Origin of the sequence: Haladaptatus litoreus (assembly GCF_900156425.1) — an archaeon.
Lineage (GTDB): Archaea > Halobacteriota > Halobacteria > Halobacteriales > Haladaptataceae > Haladaptatus > Haladaptatus litoreus.
This window is the reverse complement of sequence record NZ_FTNO01000001.1, coordinates 1,622,479-1,643,743: the sequence shown is the minus strand read 5'-3', so window position 1 is coordinate 1,643,743 and position 21,265 is coordinate 1,622,479. Positions and strand designations below refer to the sequence as shown.

General features: G+C 60.6%; 24 protein-coding genes. 17 read left to right on the top strand and 7 right to left on the bottom strand.

Annotated elements, in window-relative coordinates:
- The first annotated feature begins 103 nt into the window (after positions 1-103).
- From sdhC to BW974_RS24615, 5 genes are all read left to right on the top strand, one after another.
- Entirely contained in the window at positions 104-496 is a 393-nt protein-coding gene (gene sdhC, locus BW974_RS08670; RefSeq protein WP_076429746.1) for a succinate dehydrogenase, cytochrome b556 subunit, read from the top strand.
- The gene (locus tag BW974_RS08665; protein WP_076429745.1) at positions 496-861 is read left to right on the top strand and encodes a succinate dehydrogenase hydrophobic membrane anchor subunit; all 366 of its coding nucleotides are present in this window, start codon (positions 496-498) and stop codon (positions 859-861) included. Before sdhC ends, BW974_RS08665 begins: the two co-directional genes overlap by 1 nt.
- Positions 862-1,740, top strand: coding sequence for a succinate dehydrogenase/fumarate reductase iron-sulfur subunit (locus BW974_RS08660; protein WP_076429744.1), 879 nt, complete (start codon positions 862-864; stop codon positions 1,738-1,740).
- A gap of 16 nt (positions 1,741-1,756) precedes the next feature.
- Positions 1,757-3,589, top strand: coding sequence for an FAD-binding protein (locus BW974_RS08655; protein WP_076429743.1), 1,833 nt, complete (start codon positions 1,757-1,759; stop codon positions 3,587-3,589).
- Positions 3,590-3,703: 114 nt separating this feature from the next.
- Complete coding sequence (locus BW974_RS24615; RefSeq protein ID WP_139328842.1) at positions 3,704-3,889, top strand: hypothetical protein; 186 nt, start codon at positions 3,704-3,706, stop codon at positions 3,887-3,889.
- A 257-nt stretch (positions 3,890-4,146) separates the two neighbouring features.
- Here the strand turns inward: BW974_RS24615 and BW974_RS08650 are convergent, their stop codons facing one another.
- A complete protein-coding gene (locus BW974_RS08650; RefSeq protein WP_076429742.1) occupies positions 4,147-4,347 on the bottom strand; it encodes a XapX domain-containing protein in 201 nt (66 codons plus the stop codon).
- A gap of 42 nt (positions 4,348-4,389) precedes the next feature.
- Positions 4,390-4,569, bottom strand: coding sequence for a DUF7556 family protein (locus BW974_RS26950; RefSeq protein ID WP_449267254.1), 180 nt, complete (start codon positions 4,567-4,569; stop codon positions 4,390-4,392).
- Between the two features lie 315 nt (positions 4,570-4,884).
- On the opposite strand from BW974_RS26950, the gene BW974_RS08645 reads away from it, so the two are divergent.
- Together BW974_RS08645 and BW974_RS08640 are read left to right on the top strand one after the other, a co-directional pair.
- A complete protein-coding gene (locus BW974_RS08645; protein ID WP_076429741.1) occupies positions 4,885-5,937 on the top strand; it encodes a DUF1616 domain-containing protein in 1,053 nt (350 codons plus the stop codon).
- Entirely contained in the window at positions 5,937-6,518 is a 582-nt protein-coding gene (locus tag BW974_RS08640) for a metal-dependent hydrolase (RefSeq protein ID WP_076429740.1), read from the top strand. The genes BW974_RS08645 and BW974_RS08640 overlap by 1 nt, the downstream gene beginning before the upstream one ends.
- Positions 6,519-6,544: 26 nt before the next feature.
- On the opposite strand, the gene BW974_RS08635 is transcribed toward BW974_RS08640, so the two are convergent.
- From BW974_RS08635 to BW974_RS08625, 3 genes are read right to left on the bottom strand one after another with little or no spacing between them, the layout of a single operon-like run.
- Positions 6,545-6,772, bottom strand: coding sequence for a zinc ribbon domain-containing protein (locus tag BW974_RS08635; protein WP_076429739.1), 228 nt, complete (start codon positions 6,770-6,772; stop codon positions 6,545-6,547).
- A gap of 40 nt (positions 6,773-6,812) precedes the next feature.
- Entirely contained in the window at positions 6,813-7,829 is a 1,017-nt protein-coding gene (locus BW974_RS08630; protein ID WP_076429738.1) for a lipid II:glycine glycyltransferase FemX, read from the bottom strand.
- The gene (locus BW974_RS08625) at positions 7,826-9,439 is read right to left on the bottom strand and encodes an alkaline phosphatase family protein (protein ID WP_076429737.1); all 1,614 of its coding nucleotides are present in this window, start codon (positions 9,437-9,439) and stop codon (positions 7,826-7,828) included. The genes BW974_RS08630 and BW974_RS08625 overlap by 4 nt, the downstream gene beginning before the upstream one ends.
- A 311-nt stretch (positions 9,440-9,750) precedes the next feature.
- Here BW974_RS08625 and BW974_RS08620 point away from each other — a divergent pair, with 311 nt between their 5' ends.
- The 3 genes from BW974_RS08620 to BW974_RS08610 all read left to right on the top strand — a co-directional run bounded on the left by BW974_RS08620 (position 9,751) and on the right by BW974_RS08610 (position 12,452).
- Positions 9,751-10,671, top strand: coding sequence for a twin-arginine translocation signal domain-containing protein (locus BW974_RS08620; RefSeq protein ID WP_076429736.1), 921 nt, complete (start codon positions 9,751-9,753; stop codon positions 10,669-10,671).
- Between the two features lie 138 nt (positions 10,672-10,809).
- Complete coding sequence (locus BW974_RS08615; RefSeq protein WP_076429735.1) at positions 10,810-12,246, top strand: hypothetical protein; 1,437 nt, start codon at positions 10,810-10,812, stop codon at positions 12,244-12,246.
- Positions 12,243-12,452: a hypothetical protein gene (locus BW974_RS08610; protein WP_076429734.1), complete on the top strand. Its 210-nt coding sequence runs from the start codon at positions 12,243-12,245 to the stop codon at positions 12,450-12,452. The genes BW974_RS08615 and BW974_RS08610 overlap by 4 nt, the downstream gene beginning before the upstream one ends.
- A gap of 49 nt (positions 12,453-12,501) precedes the next feature.
- Here the strand turns inward: BW974_RS08610 and BW974_RS08605 are convergent, their stop codons facing one another.
- Positions 12,502-13,161: a hypothetical protein gene (locus BW974_RS08605; RefSeq protein ID WP_076429733.1), complete on the bottom strand. Its 660-nt coding sequence runs from the start codon at positions 13,159-13,161 to the stop codon at positions 12,502-12,504.
- 103 nt (positions 13,162-13,264) lie between these two features.
- Positions 13,265-13,816 (bottom strand): DUF7344 domain-containing protein, encoded by a 552-nt coding sequence (locus tag BW974_RS08600; RefSeq protein ID WP_076429732.1) that lies wholly within the window; start codon positions 13,814-13,816, stop codon positions 13,265-13,267.
- Positions 13,817-14,230: 414 nt separating this feature from the next.
- On the opposite strand from BW974_RS08600, the gene BW974_RS08595 reads away from it, so the two are divergent.
- The 7 genes from BW974_RS08595 to BW974_RS08565 are packed head-to-tail and all read left to right on the top strand — an operon-like array spanning position 14,231 to position 21,198.
- The gene (locus BW974_RS08595) at positions 14,231-14,809 is read left to right on the top strand and encodes an acyltransferase (protein WP_076430314.1); all 579 of its coding nucleotides are present in this window, start codon (positions 14,231-14,233) and stop codon (positions 14,807-14,809) included.
- Positions 14,806-15,882, top strand: a complete 1,077-nt coding sequence (locus BW974_RS08590; protein ID WP_076429731.1) for a DegT/DnrJ/EryC1/StrS family aminotransferase — start codon at positions 14,806-14,808, stop codon at positions 15,880-15,882. The genes BW974_RS08595 and BW974_RS08590 overlap by 4 nt, the downstream gene beginning before the upstream one ends.
- Positions 15,875-16,852, top strand: coding sequence for a Gfo/Idh/MocA family protein (locus tag BW974_RS08585; protein ID WP_076429730.1), 978 nt, complete (start codon positions 15,875-15,877; stop codon positions 16,850-16,852). Before BW974_RS08590 ends, BW974_RS08585 begins: the two co-directional genes overlap by 8 nt.
- The gene (locus BW974_RS08580; RefSeq protein WP_076429729.1) at positions 16,849-18,204 is read left to right on the top strand and encodes a nucleotide sugar dehydrogenase; all 1,356 of its coding nucleotides are present in this window, start codon (positions 16,849-16,851) and stop codon (positions 18,202-18,204) included. Before BW974_RS08585 ends, BW974_RS08580 begins: the two co-directional genes overlap by 4 nt.
- Complete coding sequence (locus BW974_RS08575) at positions 18,205-19,254, top strand: glycosyltransferase family 2 protein (RefSeq protein ID WP_084186218.1); 1,050 nt, start codon at positions 18,205-18,207, stop codon at positions 19,252-19,254.
- The gene (gene wecB, locus BW974_RS08570; protein WP_076429728.1) at positions 19,251-20,321 is read left to right on the top strand and encodes a non-hydrolyzing UDP-N-acetylglucosamine 2-epimerase; all 1,071 of its coding nucleotides are present in this window, start codon (positions 19,251-19,253) and stop codon (positions 20,319-20,321) included. Before BW974_RS08575 ends, wecB begins: the two co-directional genes overlap by 4 nt.
- Positions 20,305-21,198 carry a polysaccharide deacetylase family protein gene (locus BW974_RS08565; protein ID WP_076429727.1) on the top strand — a complete coding sequence of 298 codons (894 nt, stop codon included), beginning with the start codon at positions 20,305-20,307 and terminating at the stop codon, positions 21,196-21,198. The genes wecB and BW974_RS08565 overlap by 17 nt, the downstream gene beginning before the upstream one ends.
- Positions 21,199-21,265: the final 67 nt, after the last annotated feature.

Below are 21,265 nucleotides of genomic sequence, written 5' to 3'. Positions count from 1 at the left end.
AGTCGAAGCAGTCCGGAGCAGTTTTCGAATCTTTCAATATACCGGCGAGAACGGCGGCAGGTAGTAACTTCTATTTGCCCCCGGTACCGACCATCCGACTGGAATGAGTCAATCGTACAACCGGGGCCTCGTCGAGGACTTCGGCCGATGGCGGGAATTTTCGGCCGGGATGTGGGCCTGGATTTTCCACAAATTTACCGGGTGGGTGCTTATCGGCTACCTGTTTACGCATATCGCCGTGCTAAGCACGTCCACTGCGGGTCCAGAAACCTACACCGCGACGATTCAAGGTCTCGAAGAACTGTTCCTCGTCCGAATCGGTGAAGTCGGACTGCTCGCCGTTGCCGTGTTCCATATTCTGAACGGCGTCAGACTCCTCTTCGTCGACCTCGGCATGGGACTCGAATCGCAAGACAAGAGCTTCTACGCTTCACTCGTGGTGACCGCAGTCATCGTGCTAGCGAGCGTGCCGACCTTCATGGAGGGCGTGTTCTAATGGCGGAACGATATTCGTCGTTCCAGAGCGGGAGCATGACGTGGTTCCTCCAGCGCGTCACGGCGGCGTTCCTCGTCGTGGTGCTGGCGTTCCACTTCTTCCTGCTCCACTTCGTTCACCATCCAGCAGAGGTTACGTTCGCGGGTACGCAGGGACGGATGTCCGACTGGGGCTACTTCCTCACGATGACGCTGTTCCTCATCACGGCGACGTTCCACGGCGTGAACGGCGTCTACGCGGCCCTCGTGAACCAAGGACTGTCCGGCAGTCAGCAGACCGCCGTGAAGTGGGTGCTGGTCGTCGCTGGCGTCCTCCTCGCGGGACAGGGAACTTACGTCGCACTCGTCATGAACGGGATGATTTAAATGAGTACGCAAGTACCAGAAAAAGCCGAATCCGAAGCAGAGGCCGACTCCGATACGGAGCGCATAGAAACCCCCGGTGACCGAAGACGGGCCGAAAAACGTGCCCGACAGCAGGAATCAACCGAGGCGCAGGAGACGACCGAGACGGAAGAAGAGTCGATTCACCTCAAAGTGTTCCGCTACGACCCCGAAATCGAGGGGAAGATGGAACCCCGATTCGACGACTTCCATGTCCCGTTCACGAAGGGAATGACCGTCTTGGACGCGCTAATGCTGGCCCGTGACCGATTTGACACGACGCTGACGTTCCGCCACTCGTGCCGACAGGCCATCTGTGGCAGTGACGCGCTGTTCATCAACGGCACCCAGCGACTGGGTTGCAAGACCCAGATTTCCGACCTGGAAGAGCCGGTTCGCGTGGAACCGCTCCCGCACGCCGAGGTCGTGAAAGACCTCGTCGTAGACATGGAGCACTTCTACGACCAGATGCATGCGGTCGAGCCGTACTTCCAGACGAACGAAGCTCCGAGCGACGAACTCCAAGAACAGCATCAGACGCGCGAAAACCGCGAGAAAGTGAAGATGTCCACACGCTGTATCTGGTGTGGCGCGTGTATGTCTTCGTGTAACATCGCGGCGGGGGACAACGAATATCTTGGCCCGGCGGCGCTGAACAAGGCGTTCCGGTTCGCCATGGACGAGCGCGAAGGCGAGGACATGCGCGAACACCGCTTTGCGATTCTCGACCAAGAACACGGCGTCTGGCGCTGTCAGACGCAGTTTTCTTGCACGAACGTCTGTCCGAAAGACATCCCGCTGACCCAGCACATTCAGGAACTCAAACGCTCGGCAGTGAAGAACAACCTCAAGTTCTGGTAAGCCTAATTTAGCAACAATGTACGAACACGACGTAATCGTCGTCGGTGCGGGCGGTGCGGGACTTCGCGCGGCCATCGCGGCCCACGAGGAGGGCGCGGACGTTGCCCTCGTCACGAAGCTTCACCCCGTGCGAAGTCACACCGGCGCGGCGGAAGGCGGTATCAACGCGGCGATTCGAGACGGCGACTCGTGGGAAGACCACGCCTACGACACGATGAAGGGGTCTGACTATCTCGGTGACGCCCCAGCAATCGAAACGCTGTGTCAGGACAGTCCAAAAGAAACCATCCAACTCGAACACTGGGGAATGGCGTTCTCGCGCGAAGAGGACGGAAGCGTCTCCCAGCGACCGTTCGGCGGCCTCTCGTTCCCGCGAACGACCTACGCGGGGGCGGAGACGGGACACCACCTGCTCCACACGATGTACGAGCAGGTCGTCAAACGAGGCATTCAGGTGTACGACGAGTGGTACGTCACCCGGCTTGCCGTCACGAACGAAGAAGACCCGAGCGAGCGCGACTGTCACGGCGTCGTTGCCTACGACATCAAGTCGGGTGAGGTACAGGGCTTCACGGCCAAAAACGGCGTCATCCTGACGACCGGAGGCCTCGGGCAGGTTTTCGACCACACGACCAACGCAGTGGCAAACACTGGCGACGGGGCCGCGATGGCCTACCGCGCTGGCGTCCCGCTGGAGGACATGGAGTTCATCCAGTTCCATCCAACGACGCTTCCTTCGACTGGGGTGCTGATTTCCGAAGGTGTGCGTGGTGAGGGTGGTATCCTCTACAACAGCGAGGGAGAACGGTTCATGTTCGAACACGGCTACGCGAACAACGAAGGGGAACTCGCATCCCGTGACGTTGTCGCCCGTGCCGAACTGACCGAAGTGAACAACGGGCGCGGCATCAACGACGAGTACGTCCACCTCGACATGCGCCACCTCGGCGAGGAGCGCATCATCGACCGCCTCGAAAACATCCTCCACCTTGCAGAGGACTTCGAGGGCGTCAACGCGCTCGAAGAACCGATGCCTGTCAAACCCGGCCAGCACTACGCCATGGGTGGCATCGAAACGGACGAACACGGCGAAACCTGTATCTCGGGACTGTACGCCGCAGGCGAATGTGCTTGTGTGTCGGTTCACGGTGCGAACCGACTCGGCGGAAACGCCCTGCCCGAACTCATCGTCTTCGGTGCCCGCGCGGGTCGCCACGCCGCAGGTACAGACCTCGGCGAACCGGAAATCACGACCGGCAAGACCGACGACAGCGAAATGGGCGACCTCGATACGCCCGTCGAACCCGGTGCGGTTGGTACGCCGGAGGATGCAGTGGCAGACGGTGGGGCCACGATGGCGAAGCCATCCCAGACCGTCGAAACCGCGCTCGAAGCCGAGCGCTCCCGCGTCGAGAACCTCATCGAGAAGGACGAGGGCGTCCAGCAGGCTGAACTCCGCGCCAAACTCCAGAAGTCGATGACACAGAACGTCAACGTCTTCCGGAACGAGGAGGGCCTCAAACAGGCTCTGCGCGACATCCGCGAAGTGCGTGAGGAGTTCGAGAACGTCTATGTCAACGACCCGTCGCGGACGTTCAACACCGACCTCATCCACACCATCGAGATGCGCAACCTCATCGACCTCGCAGAGGCCATCACGCTCGGCGCGCTGGTTCGTGACGAGTTCCGTGGTGCCCACTGGCGACAGGAGAATCAGGAGCGCAGAGACGACGTGTGGCTGAAACACACGCTTCTCTCGTGGAACAACGGCACGCCGGAACTCTGGTTCAAGCCAACCATCCTCGAAGGCGAGGATGGAGAGTACGAACCGAAGATTCGAAGCTACTGAGTTCGACTTTTTCGGTGTTTTTGGGTTTTGGTGTTTCTGACGGAGGTTGACCGCAACTACCGACTTCACATTTGCGAGATTTGGCAGGATTACAGGCGAGGAATTTTGGTTAGGATGACTACCGAAGAAGTCACGGCTCCGCACACGCCCTCACTCGTCACTCGCTCCTTCCAGTCGCTCATTCCTCGTTCGCCCGTATCCACCCTTGGAAGAACGGCCGGTCAAAGTAGGCTTGGCCGGGCGCGATGGCGCGCCCGGCCACTCGCGGCCTGGTGTCTCAAAATCGCGGAGCGATTTTGATGGCTCGGAAGAGCGAAGTTCTTCCGGTGGCAACGGGCGAGCGCAGGAATTCTCGTGAGCGACGGTGGAGCGAGCGAGAGCACGGAAGAGCTTCGCTCTCCCGGTGGGAACGAGTGGCAAAGCCACGAGTGACCGTATGAGCGAGGGCGTGGCTTGGAATCTGGATTTATAACCTTAGCGACAGCTCCCGTTCTAGTATCAGTTCTTTTAACGACAGAAAACTCTGAAATAAAAACTCACGAACCACGTCGTAGTCGTTAGCCCGAGATTCCGAGTTTGGTGAGCAAATTGACCGTCCAGCCCATCGTTTCGACAATGAGGTATCCGAGGTAGATGCCGATAATACCCATGATGCCGGGGAGTTTCGGCGGGGCGGGAATCGGCACGCCGAGGGAGTGAAACAGTCCTCCGGTTATGACGCCGGTCAGCAGTGCGAGCACCGTCAGTGTGAGATTCATCGTGCACCCTCTGCGGACAGCGCGGTAAAAAGTAGTTCGGAGTTAGCGCCACTGCGAGATGACCTGCGATTCCGAGGCTGGCATCGAAATCCACGCTTCGTCACGCGTCACGTCCGCGATGACGGCGAGTTCATCCCCATTCTCGTCTTCGTCTATGGCGAACATGACTTCGTCGTCGGGAACCTGTGCCTCGAAATCGTCGGCGGAGCGTGTCCAATTCAGAGTAAATCACCATCGTTCGACTCGACCTTCGGCAGGCAAGCAGGCGACTATGGTGCCGTATCGTACTTTGTTATGTTCCGCCTTCGCCTCCACAGGGAGTGATTGTAACCCGGTGAGAGCGGGATATTTCCGAAGAAGCGAGGTACTCCGGAACATCGAACCGATAGCGGTGGTTCGAACCGTCGTCGTGGGAGTACGCGCAGGATAACAAAGTGCCATCGAGGAATATACGAGTCACGGACTGATTTCGATGGTGTTTGGAGAACGAAAGACAGGACAGCACCGCGCGAAGACCGACTGCCATTTGGGAACGACATGAGCCACGGAGCGAACGATTCGTGGTGGGCGAAACTCGCGCGCCCGGTACTGGAATTTCCCCTCGACCTCGCGTTTCTCGGAATCGCAGTCGCGCTGGCCGCATTCCCGCTCTATCAATCCGAAATTCACGGGACGCCGCTCGCGCTCGCGCTGGGACTTCCGGTCGCGCTGTTCGCGCCGGGCTACGCCGTCGTTTCGCTCCTGTTTCCCGGGAACGGGCCGTCACGTTGTTCGGCCCGTTCCCTTCCGAATCGGCTTCGGCGCGGTGGAATCACCGTGGGCGAGCGACTCGCGCTTTCGTTCGGCGTCAGTCTGAGCCTCCTCCCGCTGTTCGGTCTGGCACTTACACTCGCCGGATTTTCCTTCACGCTGTTCACTGTCCTCTTCGGCCTCGTTTCACTCACGCTCGGTGCGACGCTTCTCGCGGTGATTCGCCGCCTCACAATCCCCGCTGACGACCGGTTTTCCATCTCGATTCGCGGCGGCGCTTCTCGACTCAATAGCGCCCTTTTCGACGCCGAAACCGGTGCGGATGTCGCCCTCAACCTCGTCCTCGCGCTGTCGGTGGTCGTCGCATTGTCGGCGGTTGGCTACGCGTTCGTCGCGCCGCAGGACGGCGAGCAGTTCTCCCAGCTTTCCCTACTCACACAAACCGACGACGGCGAGTTCGTCGCGGAGAACTATCCGGAATCGTTCACGCCGGGTGAGACGCAACCGGTGTACGTCTCGGTGACGAACCACGAAGAAGCGCAAACGAAGTACACCGTCGTCGCGGAACTCCAGCGCGTCGAACAGCGACCGGACGGGAGCGCGCGCATCGTCGAAGAGGAGGGCTTGGAGCGATTCGACCAGCGCGTTCGCGCGGGCGAATCGTGGCGAACCCAACACGACATCGCGCCGACGATGGCCGGGGAGAATCTCCGGGTGGTGTACCTACTCTACAAAGGCGACCCGCCGACCGATCCGACCATCGAAAACGCGGACGAACACGCCTACATCTGGATAACCGTCGGAATGAACGAGACGGAAACCACCACCGAGGCGGAATAATGTGGCCGTGGGAACACCTCGCGTTCGGCTATCTGGCCTACTCGGCTTCACGGCGACTCGTCACCGGAAAGCCGCCGCGAAGCGATGCGGTCGTCGTCCTCGGGCTTGCGACACAACTGCCAGACCTCGTTGACAAACCGCTCGCGTGGACGCTTTCGATTCTTCCGAGCGGGCACTCGCTGGCCCATTCACTGCTGACCGCGCTCCCGCTTTCGGCGGTCGCGCTCGTGTTGGCCCATCGCGCGCGTCGAACCGACATCGGTGTGGCGTTTACGGTGGGCTACCTCTCGCACCTCGCTGGCGACATCATCTACCCGATTGCGGTGGGCAAAGACCCCGCACCCGGATTCCTGCTGTGGCCCGTCGTTTCGGTTCCGCCAGACCAGTCGAGTCTCGGCTTTCTGGCTCGGTTCCGTAGCTACTTCGGTGATTACCTCACCTATCTAAACAACCCCGAAATCCAGAGCTATCTCGCGCTCGAACTCGGCCTACTGTCCGTCGTCTTCTTCCTGTGGTTGGTCGATGGGATGCCCGGCGTCCCGCGAAAAATCGTTCGTTACGCGCCGGTAATCGGTCGTTGAAGACTGGTTATTTAAGAGAAGTCGCGCTATGCTTCTGGAAGTTTCGTCCCGCAGTGCTGACAGATACCACTGTCGTGCTTGATTCTTTTACCGCACGTGGGACAGCCGCCCCACGATACTCCCTCGATCTGTGCCGATGACAGTCCGAGAGCGACGAGAAGAAATCCGGCGACGAAAACGCCGACCGGCCCGAACGAGATGCCAATCGACCACGCAATCAGTGCGAGGCCTGCCGCCACGAGTGGGTTTTCCATACGCAATCGCAGTGACGGCTGAACAAAAAAATTTGTCAGTTTATCTAAACCGCTTGTACACGTCCGTCAGGAGGTTCATCATCCGAGTTCCGCGCTCCAAACTGTAGTAGCGCACGAGTTCGGGGTTGAACTTCGCCTTGTAGCCACAGAGTCGGCGCTCGTTCGCGCCGACGAGATCGTAGCGCGGGATTCCCTCGTCCATCGCATCTCGCATAATTTCCCAGTCCACGAGGTCGTTGACGGGCACGTCGTGGTCGTGTTTCGCGCCGCCCTGCCAGCGATAGATTCGCTCGTCGTCCGCCAGCGCGACCATCCCGCCCGCGAACTCGCCATCGACTTCGCAGACGTAGGGCCGAACCGCACCCTCGGGAAGACTCTGGTAGAGGTCGGCGACGAAGTTTGCAGAGAGGCGGTAGGGTTCGTCCTGCGCGTCGTGGCGGTCTTTGACCTGCCGGATGATTCGTCGGATGGCGTCCACGCCGCCGACGTAGATTTCGTACTGACTCTCGTCGGTTCGGGTGTTGCTCCGGGCGTCGCTGCTGAAACTCGAAAGCACGTCATCCTCGCCCGGAGTGAGGTCTACTTCGTAGGTGTGTCGCGGAAGCACCTCGAACTCGTTCCACTCGAACGGGCGAATGTCCTCGTATCGCCCGCCGGTTCGGACGTGGACGTACTTCGGACTGTACTGGCTGTCCAACCAGTCGAGACAGCCGTCGATGAATCGGCGGTGTCTGCGTTCGGCCTTTCGTCGTTTCAACTTCTCCATGTTCAGCAGCACCGGGCCGAGGTGCGGAAGCCAGAGGTTCGGCGGCGGCGAGAAAGCGGTCGTGACGCCCCCCTTCGAAATCGTAAAGGCCGGAAACAGACCGACCGGCTCCTGTCCTTTGTAGCCGACCAGCGGGTGAAGCGTGGCCCCCGTGTGCTCCGCCTGCGCTCGGAGCGCGTCGAGTCGATGGAACACGTCACCATGTGGCGACCGTTCTACGTAGTCGTCCCAGCGGTCTACGTCGTCTGCGCGCTCTACTCTGATGCCGTTTTTTTCGATAGTTACACTCATTCGAGATACCCGAGGTCTGCGAGTCGCGCTTCCACGCGCTCGTCGTCGGTTTCGACCGTCTCACCCGCATCGTAGGCGGGGTAGCTCTGCTCGCCGACCGATTCCACGACGGGGAGGACGCGCCCGTCCATCCGGTCGCTCGCGGGGACGCCGAGGCTCGCCAAAATCGTCGGAGCCACGTCGAACAGATGGGCGTCCGCGAGGGACGCCTCGGTATCGATGGTTGCGCCCGACGCCGCGAAAATCCCGTTCAGTTTGTGGTTCCACGGTTCGCGTGGCGGGCCGAACTGCTGGTCGCGGAGTTGTGCCGAGAGGAACTGGTCGAAGTCGGCAGGGACACAAACCACGTCGACCGCTTTGTCGCTGTACGGCCCGGTGAAAAACGCCTCGCGGGGCGCGACTGTCTCGAACACTGGCGTACCGTCGGGCGTTCTAACGCCGCCCAACTTCTCGACGAGTTCGGAACGAACCTCGTCGTACTTTTCCGGTGGGACGACGCCGTCGGGGTCGCGCCCTTCGAGATTGATTCGAACCCCGCATTCGATTCTGTCGCGCATGAATGCGGCGGAGTTCGAGAAATCGACCTGCTCGGTTGCGGCCCGGATGAAATCCTCCGGGACTCGTTTTGCGACGAACTCGTCCAGTCCCGCGCGGGACAGGACGGTTTCGATTCGTTGGCTCGTGATGCCGACTTTCGCGGCGAGCGCGAGGCCGCGTTCCACGGTTCCCTGTTTCCGGGGCGAACTCTCCTCGCCCTGCTGTAACTGGTTGCCCGCGATGGTTGACCACGAGGGCATCCCCTCGCCGCCGCGAACCGTTTTCACGTAGCCCTCGTCGCGGAGGAAATCGTTGACGCGGAACTCGTAGCCGGTGTATTCGCCGATTCCGTGGTCGCTGGCGACGATGACCGTGTCCGGGTCGCAGTCGTCGAGAATTTTTCCGATTTGGTCGTCCACTGCTTCGTAGACGGCCCGGACGATGTCCTCCTCGCCGGGATACTCGTGAAAGACGGAGTCGGTGCTCTGAAACTGCACGAAACCGAACTCCGGGTCGAAGCGGTCCGTGAGGTATCGAAAGGCGTCCCCGCGCATGCGCGCGAGACGCCGGTACCATTCGACCGATTTGTCTTTCGGCAGGTTTCGCGGGGCATACACCCGATAGCCGCCGATTTCGTTTCGCACGTCCTCCAGCAGTCCCTCGGGATGACAGCGAGGATTTTCCGGAGCGGTGTAGCCCGGGAGAACCGCCCCGTCGATTGCTCGCGGCGGATGTGTCACGGGAGCGTTGACGACGACGCTCGAACGGTCGTGGTGGTCTAAGAGTTCCCAGAGCGTGTGTTCGCGAACTCGACTCGCGTTCACGACGTCCCAGTCGTAGCCGTCGAAGTCGAGGAAGCCGAAAACGCCGTGTTTGCCGGGGTTGACCCCGGTGTACAGCGAGGGCCACGCACTGGGTGTCCACGGCGGAATCTGCGATTCCAGTGGCCCTGACAGCCCCTCGGCGAAAATCGACTGGAGGTGCGGAAGCGCGTCGTCCTCGAACAGTGGGTCGAGGACGGAGCGACACCCGGCGTCGATGCCGACGAGGAGCGTCTGTAGTTGACAGTCCATGCTATCTGCGAGAAATCCTCCTGCGTCCTTTGTTATGCGCCGGTTTCTCCCGGTGTAGACCGGTCGTACCGGCAAAGTTCGTCCGAACATTCGAATCAGCGATTGCGTGTGATTCAATAGCACGTTTCCGCGGATTTCGAGGTTTGAACCCCGTTTTGCTATTTAGTATGGCTCGGTGGTGGTCGAGAAATCGCGCCCTGAGCAGGTCGCGAGCGTCTACTGTGGAATCGGCCACTACATTTAAATTCGTAAGATAGCATTGAGACTGAATCAGAGGATACTTAAATCAGTAAGATAGCATTGAACCTGCAATGGCACGCGACCAAAAGAGAAGTGAGAAACTCAATCGACGTTCGTTCCTGAAGACGGCTGGCGCTGCGGTAACCGCCACTGCCGGACTCGGTGTAGCGAGCAAGGGCGTTGCGGCAAACGAGTATGAGACGATTACTGTCGGTGCAGGCGAGACGAAGAACATCACCGTCGGTTCCGGCGAAACGTTCGAGAACAAACTCATCGACCAGAGCGCGTCGGGCGCGTCGGTGATGATACAGGCGGAAGGTAGCGACTGGACGATTCGAAACGTCGGCTTCAAGGGCGGTTGCAGTGCGAAGAATTTCGGTTCGTTCAGCATGATTCCGAGCGTTTCCTCGGGCAGCAAAGGTCTCATAGAGAACGTCTACATGGGCGACGGCGTGGAGACGAACAGCGCGAACGAAGCGGAACCCGGTGCGGTCTGGGTTAACGCGAACACGCCCCACGAGGGTGAACTGACGTTCCGCCACGTCAACATCCAGAAGTACGCAAACAACGGTCTGTACGCGAGTGGTCCCGGTGCGGCACAGGGTGCGGGCGCGGGCGGCCCGGTCAAAGTCGAGGAATGTTACTGCGCGAACAACGACATCGCCAACGTTCGACTCGGCACGCCGGGTTCCTACGTCAAGGACTCCGTCATCGAGAACACGGATTCCCCAGTCCACCACCCGAACGGACCGAACAAGCGCGGAATCTGGGGCTGGTACGTTCCCATTACCGTCGAGAACTGCGACGTGAGCGTCACCGACTACGAGGCCGTCAACGGTGGCTTCCACGGTGGCGAAGTCGTCGTCAAAAATTCACAGGTCGAAGGCCCGACCAGCGGCTCCGTCAAGACTCAAAGCGTCGGAAGCAATCCGAAGACGAAGATTCCGAAGAAGGTTCCCCAGAGCGCGGAGCAGGCCGCGAAGGGCAACTAACTCTGCGGTAACGCGACGTTTCCGGGCGTAAGCCCACCTTTTTCTGCCGTCAACGCGACAGCAATAGCATTTAAATAATCCCTTTTGCATTGAGACTGAATCGGAACCTACTTAAATCAGTAATGTGGCATTGAATTCATGGCACGCGACGAAACGGCACGCGGTTCCAAGAGAAAGGGCCTTCTGAATCGACGCTCGTACCTGAAGTTTGCAGGTGCAACGGCAGCAACGTTCGCGGCGACCGGTTCCACGGTCGGCGCGAACGAGTACGAGACGATTACCGTCCCCGCAGGTGAGACAAAATCCATCGCGGTCGGCGACGGAGAAACGTTCGAGAACAAACTCATCGACATGAGCGCGAGCGGCGCATCGGTGCTCATCACGACGAGCGGTTCCGGATGGACGATTCGGAACGTCGGATTCAAGGGCGAACACCCTGGCGGCCACTACCTCATGACGCCCGGCGTCTCCGACCCGGAGGGTACCGCTCTCATCGAGAACGTCTACATGGGCGACGGACAGGCACCACGAACCAAGAGTGGCGGCATCTGGGTCGATGCGAACCTGCCCCATCAAGGCACCATCACCTTCCGAAACGTCCACATCGCAGGCATGATAGACAACGGCCTGTACGGCTCTGGCCCCGGCGCGCAGGGCTACGGCGGTAACCTCCACGTCGAATCTTCGTACTTCAAGGGCAACACCATCTCGAACGTTCGACTCAACTCGAAAACGCGACCCTGCAACGTGACGAACACGGTCATCGACACGACCGGCGCGCAACCCTGCGGCGTCGGCTGTTCTGCCCCCGGTTCCACCAACACGCGCGCAATCTGGTCGTGGTACGGCGAAACCCACCTTCGAAACTGCGACATCGTCGGCGACATCGCCACCATCGACGGCGGCACCGTCACCGAAACGAACACCCGGACAGGAGAAGCCGCTGACCTGACCCCGCCGAAGGGCGTCCCGATGTCCGCAGAACAGGCCGCGAGCGGCGCTGGCGGCAGTTCTGGCAACCGCAAACAGGCGGCTCAGCAGAAACAGGCCAAAGCACAGGGGCTTCCGAACGTCCTGAGTATTTCGAGTTCCGACGCCTCGACCGAAGCGAACTACGAGTTCGAGGTCACTGGAAAGGTCAAGAAATCGACCGAGAGAGGCGGGTCGAAGAGCAAAGAGGACACGATTGAGAACGGCACCGTCTCCGGTGCGGTCGCTGGCGGTACCGACAGCTATCAGTTCGCCGGAACCCTCACGAAATTCAGCCTCGACGGTAATGCGACGCTTTTCCTGAACGGAAAGCGCGTCACGCCCGGCAAACTCGGCCTGCCGAAAACGCTCGTCATCGACGGAAGCAAGGGCGACGGAGTCAGTACTTACTCCTTCGACGTTGGCGGTTCGGTCGCGAAAGACGACGACCTCGGTTCTATCAACGACTTCGATACGATTTCCGGCAAGCGGGTAAAAGGCCGCGTCATCGACGGTACGGACGCCTACCGGTTCTCCGGCGACTTAAAGCGCATCGAAATCGACGGCGGCGCGAAAGCGTGGGTCAGCGTGGAGCAGAACCAATGAGTAGCGTTCAGTGGAAACGTCTTCCCGCCGACCCCGACCTCGAAGGCGACCTCGGCTACGAAATCGACGAGTGGGACGTGATTCGCGCCAGCGACAACGACAAGGGACGGCTCATGTTCCTCCCGAAAGACGAGGAGATGCTCCGCGACGACGCCTTCATCCTCGCGGAAGCGAGTTCGGTCTGCAACGTCGAAGACAGGGTGTAGGAAATCTCGGTTCCTCGCGGGCGTTTTTCTTGTTTTGAAACTGGAGTAGCTACAGCGAGAATGATTCGTCGCGTTCGACTACTTTGTAGCCCTGTGCCGAGAGCGCATCGGTGCGGTAGTAGCTAGCGACCAACCACTGCGGAAGTCGTCGGAGTCCGAACCGGCGTTCTGGTATCAGTTCGACATCCACGACTGTCTCCGTTTCGGGCTCGTGTATCGTGATTCTGTACGTTGCCCACGGTTGGCCATTCGTGGTGATGTCCAGCGTTAGTTCCGTCGCTGAACCGTTGTCAACAGGCGTGACCGAACTGATTTTCGTTTCCATGCTCACCGACCGCAGCCCGAACAGATACGAGAAGTCGTAGGTTGCACCGTCCGGCGTCGGGTGGATGCTGTCCGCGATTCCCCACTGCAAGACGAGGACAGGTGGTGTTGCACTCTCGAACTCGGCGACAACTGTCGCGGGGGCAGCGTTGGACGTTAGTTGGATTTTCCCACTGCTTCGGAATAGCGGAATCCGAAACATTGCGATGACGACGAGTGCAACGAGGAGTCCAATGAGTAGGGGGAAGAACAAAATCGCCAATCCAACCACACTGGCGACAAGTACGGCCATGGCACTGCTGCTTGCACGTTCGAGACGGTGATACCGCCGTGCCACGGCAGCTGCTTCCGATGGAATCTCGACGTCACTGCCAGTCGTGGACATGAAGATATTTCATCGAAGGAACAATTTACCCGTTTCGATGTCTGTAGGCGGTAGATTTAGCGAAGTTCTGCGGACTGAAACAGAATCAACCGTAAAAACGCGGCTACTGCCCTTCTGCCCGCCGAAGTTCCGGCGGCGTCCCCCGCACGGTTCGCCGCCGGTAGTATATATACTGGCCGATGGCGGAGAGCGCGTAGGCGACCAGAATAATTATCGCGGTTGCGATTCCCGAAAGGAGGACGAACGGGTAGATTTCGAACCAGACGCCGAGAACGAGCAGAATGCTTCCCGCAGAAAGCGCCAGATAGTATCTATCCCACGGGATTTCGGGCCGGGAGACGTCGCCGAGGTAGGTGTCGAGTTCCCGTGCGCGACGCGAGAGACTTACTTTCCCGTCTTCGCGGTCGTACTCGATGATTTTGGCATCGTCCAGCTTCGGGAGATGCGTCTGGTAGAGCGAGATGTACACTCGTTTTCGCTGGTCGCTCGTGATTTCGGCGGTCGTCGTATCGTTTTCCCACGCTGCGACTTGCTCGGTCAGACCAGACAGTTCGACAGTTCCCCCCTCCCTTCGTAGGTAGTAGAGCGCGTACCGCCGTCGCGGACTCTTGAGAACTTCGAACACTTGGTCCTGTGAGAGTCCGGAACTAGCCATCGTGTGAAGATAGACTTTGGCGACCACTCATCGGAAACAGTACACCTCCTTCGCTTCGTGACCACCCCGCAGTCACGGATGCCACCACCGCATACACCGGCTATCGCCACTGCTACACTTTGTTACCACGGTGCTGTTCGGGGGTAGCGTCGCCATACAGACGGCCAGTCGGCGTATATCCCGTCATTTCGACCTCGAAACGGAGATTACGGCGATTCAACTGCCCGTGTCGGGGCTAGTCTCGAACTACCACCCGCCAAGGAGCGTATAACAAAGAGGACTGGTAGGCATGGAGAGAATAACGCCCGTCCGCCGTTCTCACGGCCGAAACGGGCTATCCACGACCCAACCTATGAACTCACTACTAACCACTGACACGCCCTGCGACCCGTGTCCCGACAGGGGTGGTCACCGGTGACCGAACCGCAGAGTCAAGACCGAAGCGTCCATGCAGACGCGACAGTCGGCTACGCCTACTCCGAGGACTCCACCGACCCCATCATCGGCGACGATGCGACCATCCGGTCGGGAACAGTCATCTACGACGACGTAACGATTGGTGACGGATTTTCGACCGGCCACGGTGCGCTCGTCCGGGAAGAGACCAGTATCGGCGACGAAGTCGTCGTCGGAACGAACGCAGTCATTGACGGACAGACGACCATCGGCTCTCACGTGAGTATGCAGACGAACGTCTACGTGCCGACGAACACCACCATCGGAGAACGCGTGTTCATCGGGCCGTCGGCGACGTTCACGAACGACCGATACCCGATTCGGCGCTCGTTCGAACTCGAAGGTCCGACAATCGAGGACGACGTTTCGATCGGCGCAAATGCGACGCTCCTGCCCGGCGTTACGGTCGGCGAAGGCTCCTTCGTCGCGGCAGGTGCCGTCGTGATAGACGACGTTCCGCCCGGAACCCTCGCGGTCGGCGCACCCGCCGAACACCGTCCGCTCCCCGAGTCGCTGAAGGGAGGAAACGACATTTGATTCCCATCGCCGACCCTGAATTGGGAGCAGAAGAAATCGAGTCGGCAGTCGCCTGCCTCGAAGGTGGGCAGTTGGCGGACGGCCCAGAAGTCAGAAAGTTCGAATCAGAGTTCGCCGACTTTTGCGGAGCGGAGTTCGGTGTCGCCGCGAGCAACGGGACGACTGCCCTCCACGCCGCGTTCGCCGCATTGGAAATCGGAGAGGGTGATACGGTCGTCACCTCGCCATTCTCCTTCGTCGCCAGCGCGAACGCAATTCGACTGGCAGGGGCGGAACCCGTCTTCGCCGACATCGACCCGGCGACGTACACGCTAGACCCCTATGCCACGGAGGAAGCGGTTCGGGAGCACGAGGCGGACGCCATTCTCCCGGTTCACCTCTACGGCTTGCCAGCGAACATGGGCCATCTCGAAGACATCGCCGAAACGCACGACATCCCGCTCGTCGAGGATGCCGCCCAAGCGCACGGCGCGGCGTTCGACGGGCAACCCGTCGGGTCGTTCGGCGACGCGGCCTGTTTCTCCTTCTATCCGACGAAGAACATGACGACGGGGGAAGGAGGGATGGTGACGACGTGTCGCAGAGACGTGGCCGAGCGCGCGGCGAGTTTTATCAACCACGGTCGAACCGCGGGAGGTGGCTACGACCACGTTCGCCTCGGCCACAACTTCCGCATGACGAGCATGGCCGCGGCAATCGGTCGCGTGCAGTTGTCGCGCCTGCCGGAGTACAACGAAACCCGGCGCGCGAACGCGGCGTACCTCTCCGACAGACTTCAGGGGTCGTCCGTAACGACCCCCGTCGAACCGGACGACCGTCGGCACGTCTACCATCAGTACACCGTGCGCACGGACGACCGCGAGGGTCTGAAGCAGTATCTCGAATCGGAGGGCGTCGGAACCGGCGTCTACTATCCGACGCCAATCCACGAACAGCCAGCGTACCGACACGTCGAACACGATGCCCCGATTTCGGAGCAGGCCGCGGAGGAAGTGCTTTCGCTCCCGATTCATCCGGGGCTGTCGAACGACGACGTGCGAACCATTGCATCCGTGATTACGAGTTATGAGTGAATCAGTCAACGCGGTCGTTATCGGCGTCGGAAGTATGGGTCGCCATCACGCCCGCGTCTACAGCGAACTGCCGGAAGTCAACCTCGTCGGTATTCACGACGTGGACGAGAATCGAGCATCCGAGGCCGCCCGCGACCACGGGTCGCAGGCGGTGAGTATGGAGGAAGCAATCCGCGAGGCGGACATCGCCTCTATCGCTGTGCCGACGCCCTACCACTACGAAACGGCGAAACGGTGCATCGAGGGTGGCGTTCACATCCTCGTCGAAAAACCGTTCGTCGCGGAACCGGAGGAAGGCCGAGGCCTAATCGCACGCGCAGAAGACGCGGGTGTCACGATACAGGTCGGTCACATCGAACGGTTCAACCCGGCGATTCGAACCCTCTCGGAAATCGTCTCCGAGCTGGACATCATCGCCATCGACGCACAGCGACTCGGCCCGCCACCGGAGGGGCGGGCCGTGGACGTGAGCGCGGTGATGGACCTGATGATTCACGATTTGGACGTTCTGCTCTCCATCGTGGACGACGACATTACCTCGGTGACCGCGGTCGGAACGCAGGACAACCGCTACGCCAGCGCGAACATCGAGTTCGATGGGGGCGTCGTCGCCGGATTGACGGCGAGTCGCGTGACGCAGGAAAAGGTTCGAAAGCTCTCGATTACGGCGGAAGAGTGCCGGGTGAACGTCGATTACACGAATCAATCGGTGGAGATTCACCGTCATTCCATGCCGGAATATATCGAGGACAACGGCGACCTGCGCTACCGCCACGAGAGCATCGTGGAACGGCCAACTGTCGAAAACGGCGAACCGTTGAAGAACGAACTTCGGTCGTTCGTTCGCAGTGTGACCACGGGTTCGACGCCGGTCGTGACCGGCGAGGACGGCCTTCGAGTCCTCGAAGTCGCGCAGGAAATCGACGAGTTGGCGTCTGGGTTGCCCGAACAGGAGGTGCATCTCGGGTGAGCCTGCGAGAAGCAAAAACGCTCTACGGAAGCGACGCTGACGCCGCCGACCAGCGCGAAGCGTTCCGCTCGGGAAACGTCCCAGTGGCGGTGTACGGACTGGGCAAGATGGGTCTGCCGCTCGCAGCGGTGTACGCCGAAACATGCGGAAACGTCGTCGGCGCGGATATCGACCCGGAAGTCGTTTCGGCCATCAATCGCGGCGACTGCCACGTCAAGCGCGAACCCAAACTCCCGGAACTCGTTTCCGAGTCGGTCGAATCGGGGGCGCTTCGGGCAGTCGAATCGCCGACGAAGGCGGCGCACGAGGCCGCGATTCACGTCGTCATCGTGCCGACGCCGATTACGGACGAAAACCAACCGGACCTCGCCATCCTCCAGTCGGTGGCCGAATCCATCGCGGAAGGACTCGAACCCGGCGACCTCGTCGTCATCGAATGCACGGTTCCACCGGGAACGACCCGGGACGAACTGCTCCCACTGTTGGAGCGCGAAAGCGGGCTTTCGCGCGAGGAGTTCGGGGTCGCGGTCTGTCCGGAGCGAACCGCAAGCGGGCGCGCCTTGGAGGACATCCGCGGAGCCTACCCGAAGGTCGTCGGCGGAGTGGACGACGAAAGCACCCGAGTCGCGGAACTCGTTTACGGCGAACTCACCGACAACGACGTGATTTCCGTGCCGAACGCGACGACCGCGGAGGCGGTGAAAGTGTTCGAGGGCGTCTACCGCGACGTGAACATCGCACTGGCGAACGAACTCGCCACAATCGCCGACGACGCCGGAATCGGCGTCAACGGGGCGATAGAAACGGCGAACACCCAACCGTTCTGTGACATCCACAAACCGGGGGCGGGCGTCGGAGGCCATTGCATTCCGTACTATCCGTACTTCCTCATCGGGCAGTTCGACGCGGAGTTCCCGCTTTTGCGAACTGCTCGTGAGGTGAACGATTCCATGCCCGCCTTCACGGTCGAAAAAACTGCGGAACTGCTCGCAGAAGAAGGAAAATCGGTGTCGGACTCGCGGGTGCTCGTCCTCGGACTGACGTATCGTCCGGGTGTGGAGGAAACGCGAGCAACTCCCGCAAAGCCGATTTGCGCAGACCTCACGGAGCGCGGTGCGGCAGTGTTCGCGGTTGACCCGATGTTGGACGACATCTCGGGATTCGACGCGACGAAGGTCGCGCTCGAATCCCTCGGCGAGTACGAGTTCGACGCCACAATCCTCGTCACCGACCACGACGAGTTCGCGGGCATCGACTGGGCCGGGTTCGACCCGATGGTGGTCGTGGACGGCCGGGACGCCCTCGACTTGTCGTGGACGAATCATCGGGTCTACACCATCGGAGGTGACTGAATGTACGAGGGACACACCGTCGCCGTCGTGATTCCGGCGTACAACGAGGAAGGGTTGGTCGGACGCGTCATCGACACCGTGCCGGAGTTCGTCGATAGGGTGTACGCGATAGACGACCGTTCGACCGACGAAACGTGGGACGAAATCCGCGCCCACGCCGGGCGAACAGTTCCGATTACCGACGGTGGTGACGCCGATTCCCCGTTCGACCAGCGCGTCGTCCCGATTCGACATTCGAAGAATCGGGGCGTCGGCGCGGCCATCAAAACCGGCTACTGTCGCGCTCGGGAGGACGGAATCGACGTGACCGCGGTGATGGCCGGGGACGGACAGATGGAGCCCGACATGCTGGCCCGCGTTATCCAACCGATTGTCGATGGGCGCGCCGACTACGCCAAAGGGAACCGGCTTTCGACGCCCGGATTCCGCGAAGGAATGTCGGCGTGGCGCAGTTTCGGCAACTGGCTCCTCACCTTCCTCACGAAGGTCGCCAGTGGCTACTGGGGGATGGCTGACCCGCAGAACGGCTACACAGCGATTTCAGGACGCGCGCTCTCCGAATTGGACATCGAAGCCGTCTACGACGATTACGGCTTCGCAAATGCGTTGCTGGTCAGATTGAACGTCCACGACATGCGGGTCGCCGACGTGACCATGCCTGCGGTGTACGGTAATGAACAGAGCACGATTCGGTACTCGACGTTCGTGCCGAAACTGTCCGCACTGCTGTTGTGGGGATTCCTCTGGCGACTCAAGGCGAAATACCTCGTCAGGGATTTCCACCCGCTCGCGTTTCTGTACGGCCTCGGAGCGCTGGGGACGGGTGCGGGCTTGCTCACCCTGCTTCGAAATCGGCGCGAAACGAGCGACGGCCTTTCGGCGACGCTCCTCGGCGGCCTCTGTCTCGTGCTCGCGATGACGTTCGACAGGCACGCGAACGAGGGGCTGGAAGAACGCGACGAGTTGGAAGTTCACGGCGAGATGGAAGACGACTGGAAAGAACAAGACGAGTGGAAACCACGGGACGACGGGGAGGTGCACGACGAATGAAAGTGCTAACCGTCGTCGGTGCTCGCCCGCAGTTCGTGAAGGCCGCCGTCGTTTCGCGCGAACTTCGGAAGGAACGGAACGACCACGAGGAAGTTCTCGTTCACACCGGTCAACACTACGACGAAGAACTGTCCGAAGTGTTTTTCGAAGAGCTGTCGATTCCACGCCCGGACTACAATCTCGGCGTCGGGTCGAAATCGCACGGAGAGCAAACCGCCGAAATGCTCGCCGGACTGGAAGCGCGAATCGAGGACGAGAACCCCGACGCGGTGCTCGTCTACGGCGACACCAATTCGACGCTCGCGGCCGCAATCGCGGCGTCGAAGATGGAACCGCTGTTGGCCCACGTCGAGGCCGGAATGCGCAGCGGAAGCGACATTCCGGAGGAGACGAACCGCGTCCTCACCGACCACGGCGGCGACCTCCTGCTCGCGCCGTCCCCCGATGCGCTCGACAACCTCGAACGCGAGGGAATCACGGAGGGCGTCCACTTCACGGGCGACGTGGGGTACGACGCCCTGCTGTGGGCGCGAGAGCGAGCGGACGAAAGCATCCTCTCCGATTTCCGAATCGCAGAGGAGGAGTTCGTCCTCGCGACGGTTCACCGGGATACGAACACCGACGACCCGGAGCGGTTGGAAACCATCCTCTCCGCGCTGGCTGACGACCCAAGACGGGTCGTCCTGCCAGCGCATCCGCGAACGGTGGGCCGTCTCGAAGAGTTCGGCTTGTACGAACAGGCCGAGCGCGAACTGACGCTCACCGACCCCGTCGGCTACCGCCAGTTCGTCGCCCTGCTGGATTCGGCGGCGGTCGTGGCGACCGACTCCGGCGGGGTGCAAAAAGAGGCGTTCTTCCTCGACACGCCTTGTGTCACTTTCCGCGAAGAGACGGAGTGGGTCGAAACGGTCGAAAGCGGATGGAACACGCTGGTCGGTGCCGACGGAGAAGCGATTCGGCGTGCGATGCGCGATGCGACGAAACCGGACGAGAAGCCCGCGCCCTACGGCGACGGGAGCGCTGCTGAACGAATCGTGGAGGTGCTTACCAATGCTACCGGGATATGAGTTCGAGCTGTGTTTAACGCACGACGTGGATAGGCCGTACAAGGGGATACAGGCCCCCTATTACGCACTTTCGGATAGAAACCCTCGCCATCTCAAGGGGCTGTTGCCGGGTGTCAACCCGTGGTGGCAGTTCGAGGAAATCATGGAGTTAGAGGATTCGTTGGGCGTTCGCTCGGCGTTTTACTTCCTCCAAGAGGAGTCGATTTTCAACAAATCGCCAGATGAGTGGCTCACGCCGCGCTACTGGATAGAACATCTGGGCCGGTACGACCTGTTCGACACCGACATTCTGGACGTGCTTCACGAACTGGACGACGGCGGCTGGGAAATCGGACTTCACGGCTCCTACGATTCCTACGACGACCCAGACGCGCTCCGCGAGCAGAAAACCGCGCTCGAAGCCGCGCTGGGTCACACGGTTCGCGGCGGTCGCCAGCACCACCTGAATCGGGGCGAATCGACGTGGAATCACCACCGCGAAATCGGGTTGAAATACGATGCAACGCTCGGGTCGAGCAGTGAATGTGGCTTCCAGCACGGCTACGAGGTGAAACGACCCTTCGACGACGATTTCCTCGTCTTCCCGCTGACGATGATGGACATCGCGGTGGCCGACCCCGGAACGAAGTTCGAGACGGCGTGGGACACCTGCGAACAACTGCTTGACGAAGCCGCGGAAAACGATGCGGTGATGACGATTCTGTGGCACCCTCGAATGTTCGCGGACGAGTTCCCCGGTCACCGCCGACTGTATCGGAAACTCATCGAGGGGGCGCTGGAACGCGGTGCGTGGGTCGGCCCACCGGGCGACCTCTGTGACAGGCTCTCTCCCCTAACTACGAAGCCAACCGGCACGGCGAACCTACACGGGCCGTAGCCATCACCTGACGCGAGTTCTGGGCACCCTTTTTCGAAGCAGGTGGAGGATAACAAAGTGAAAACCG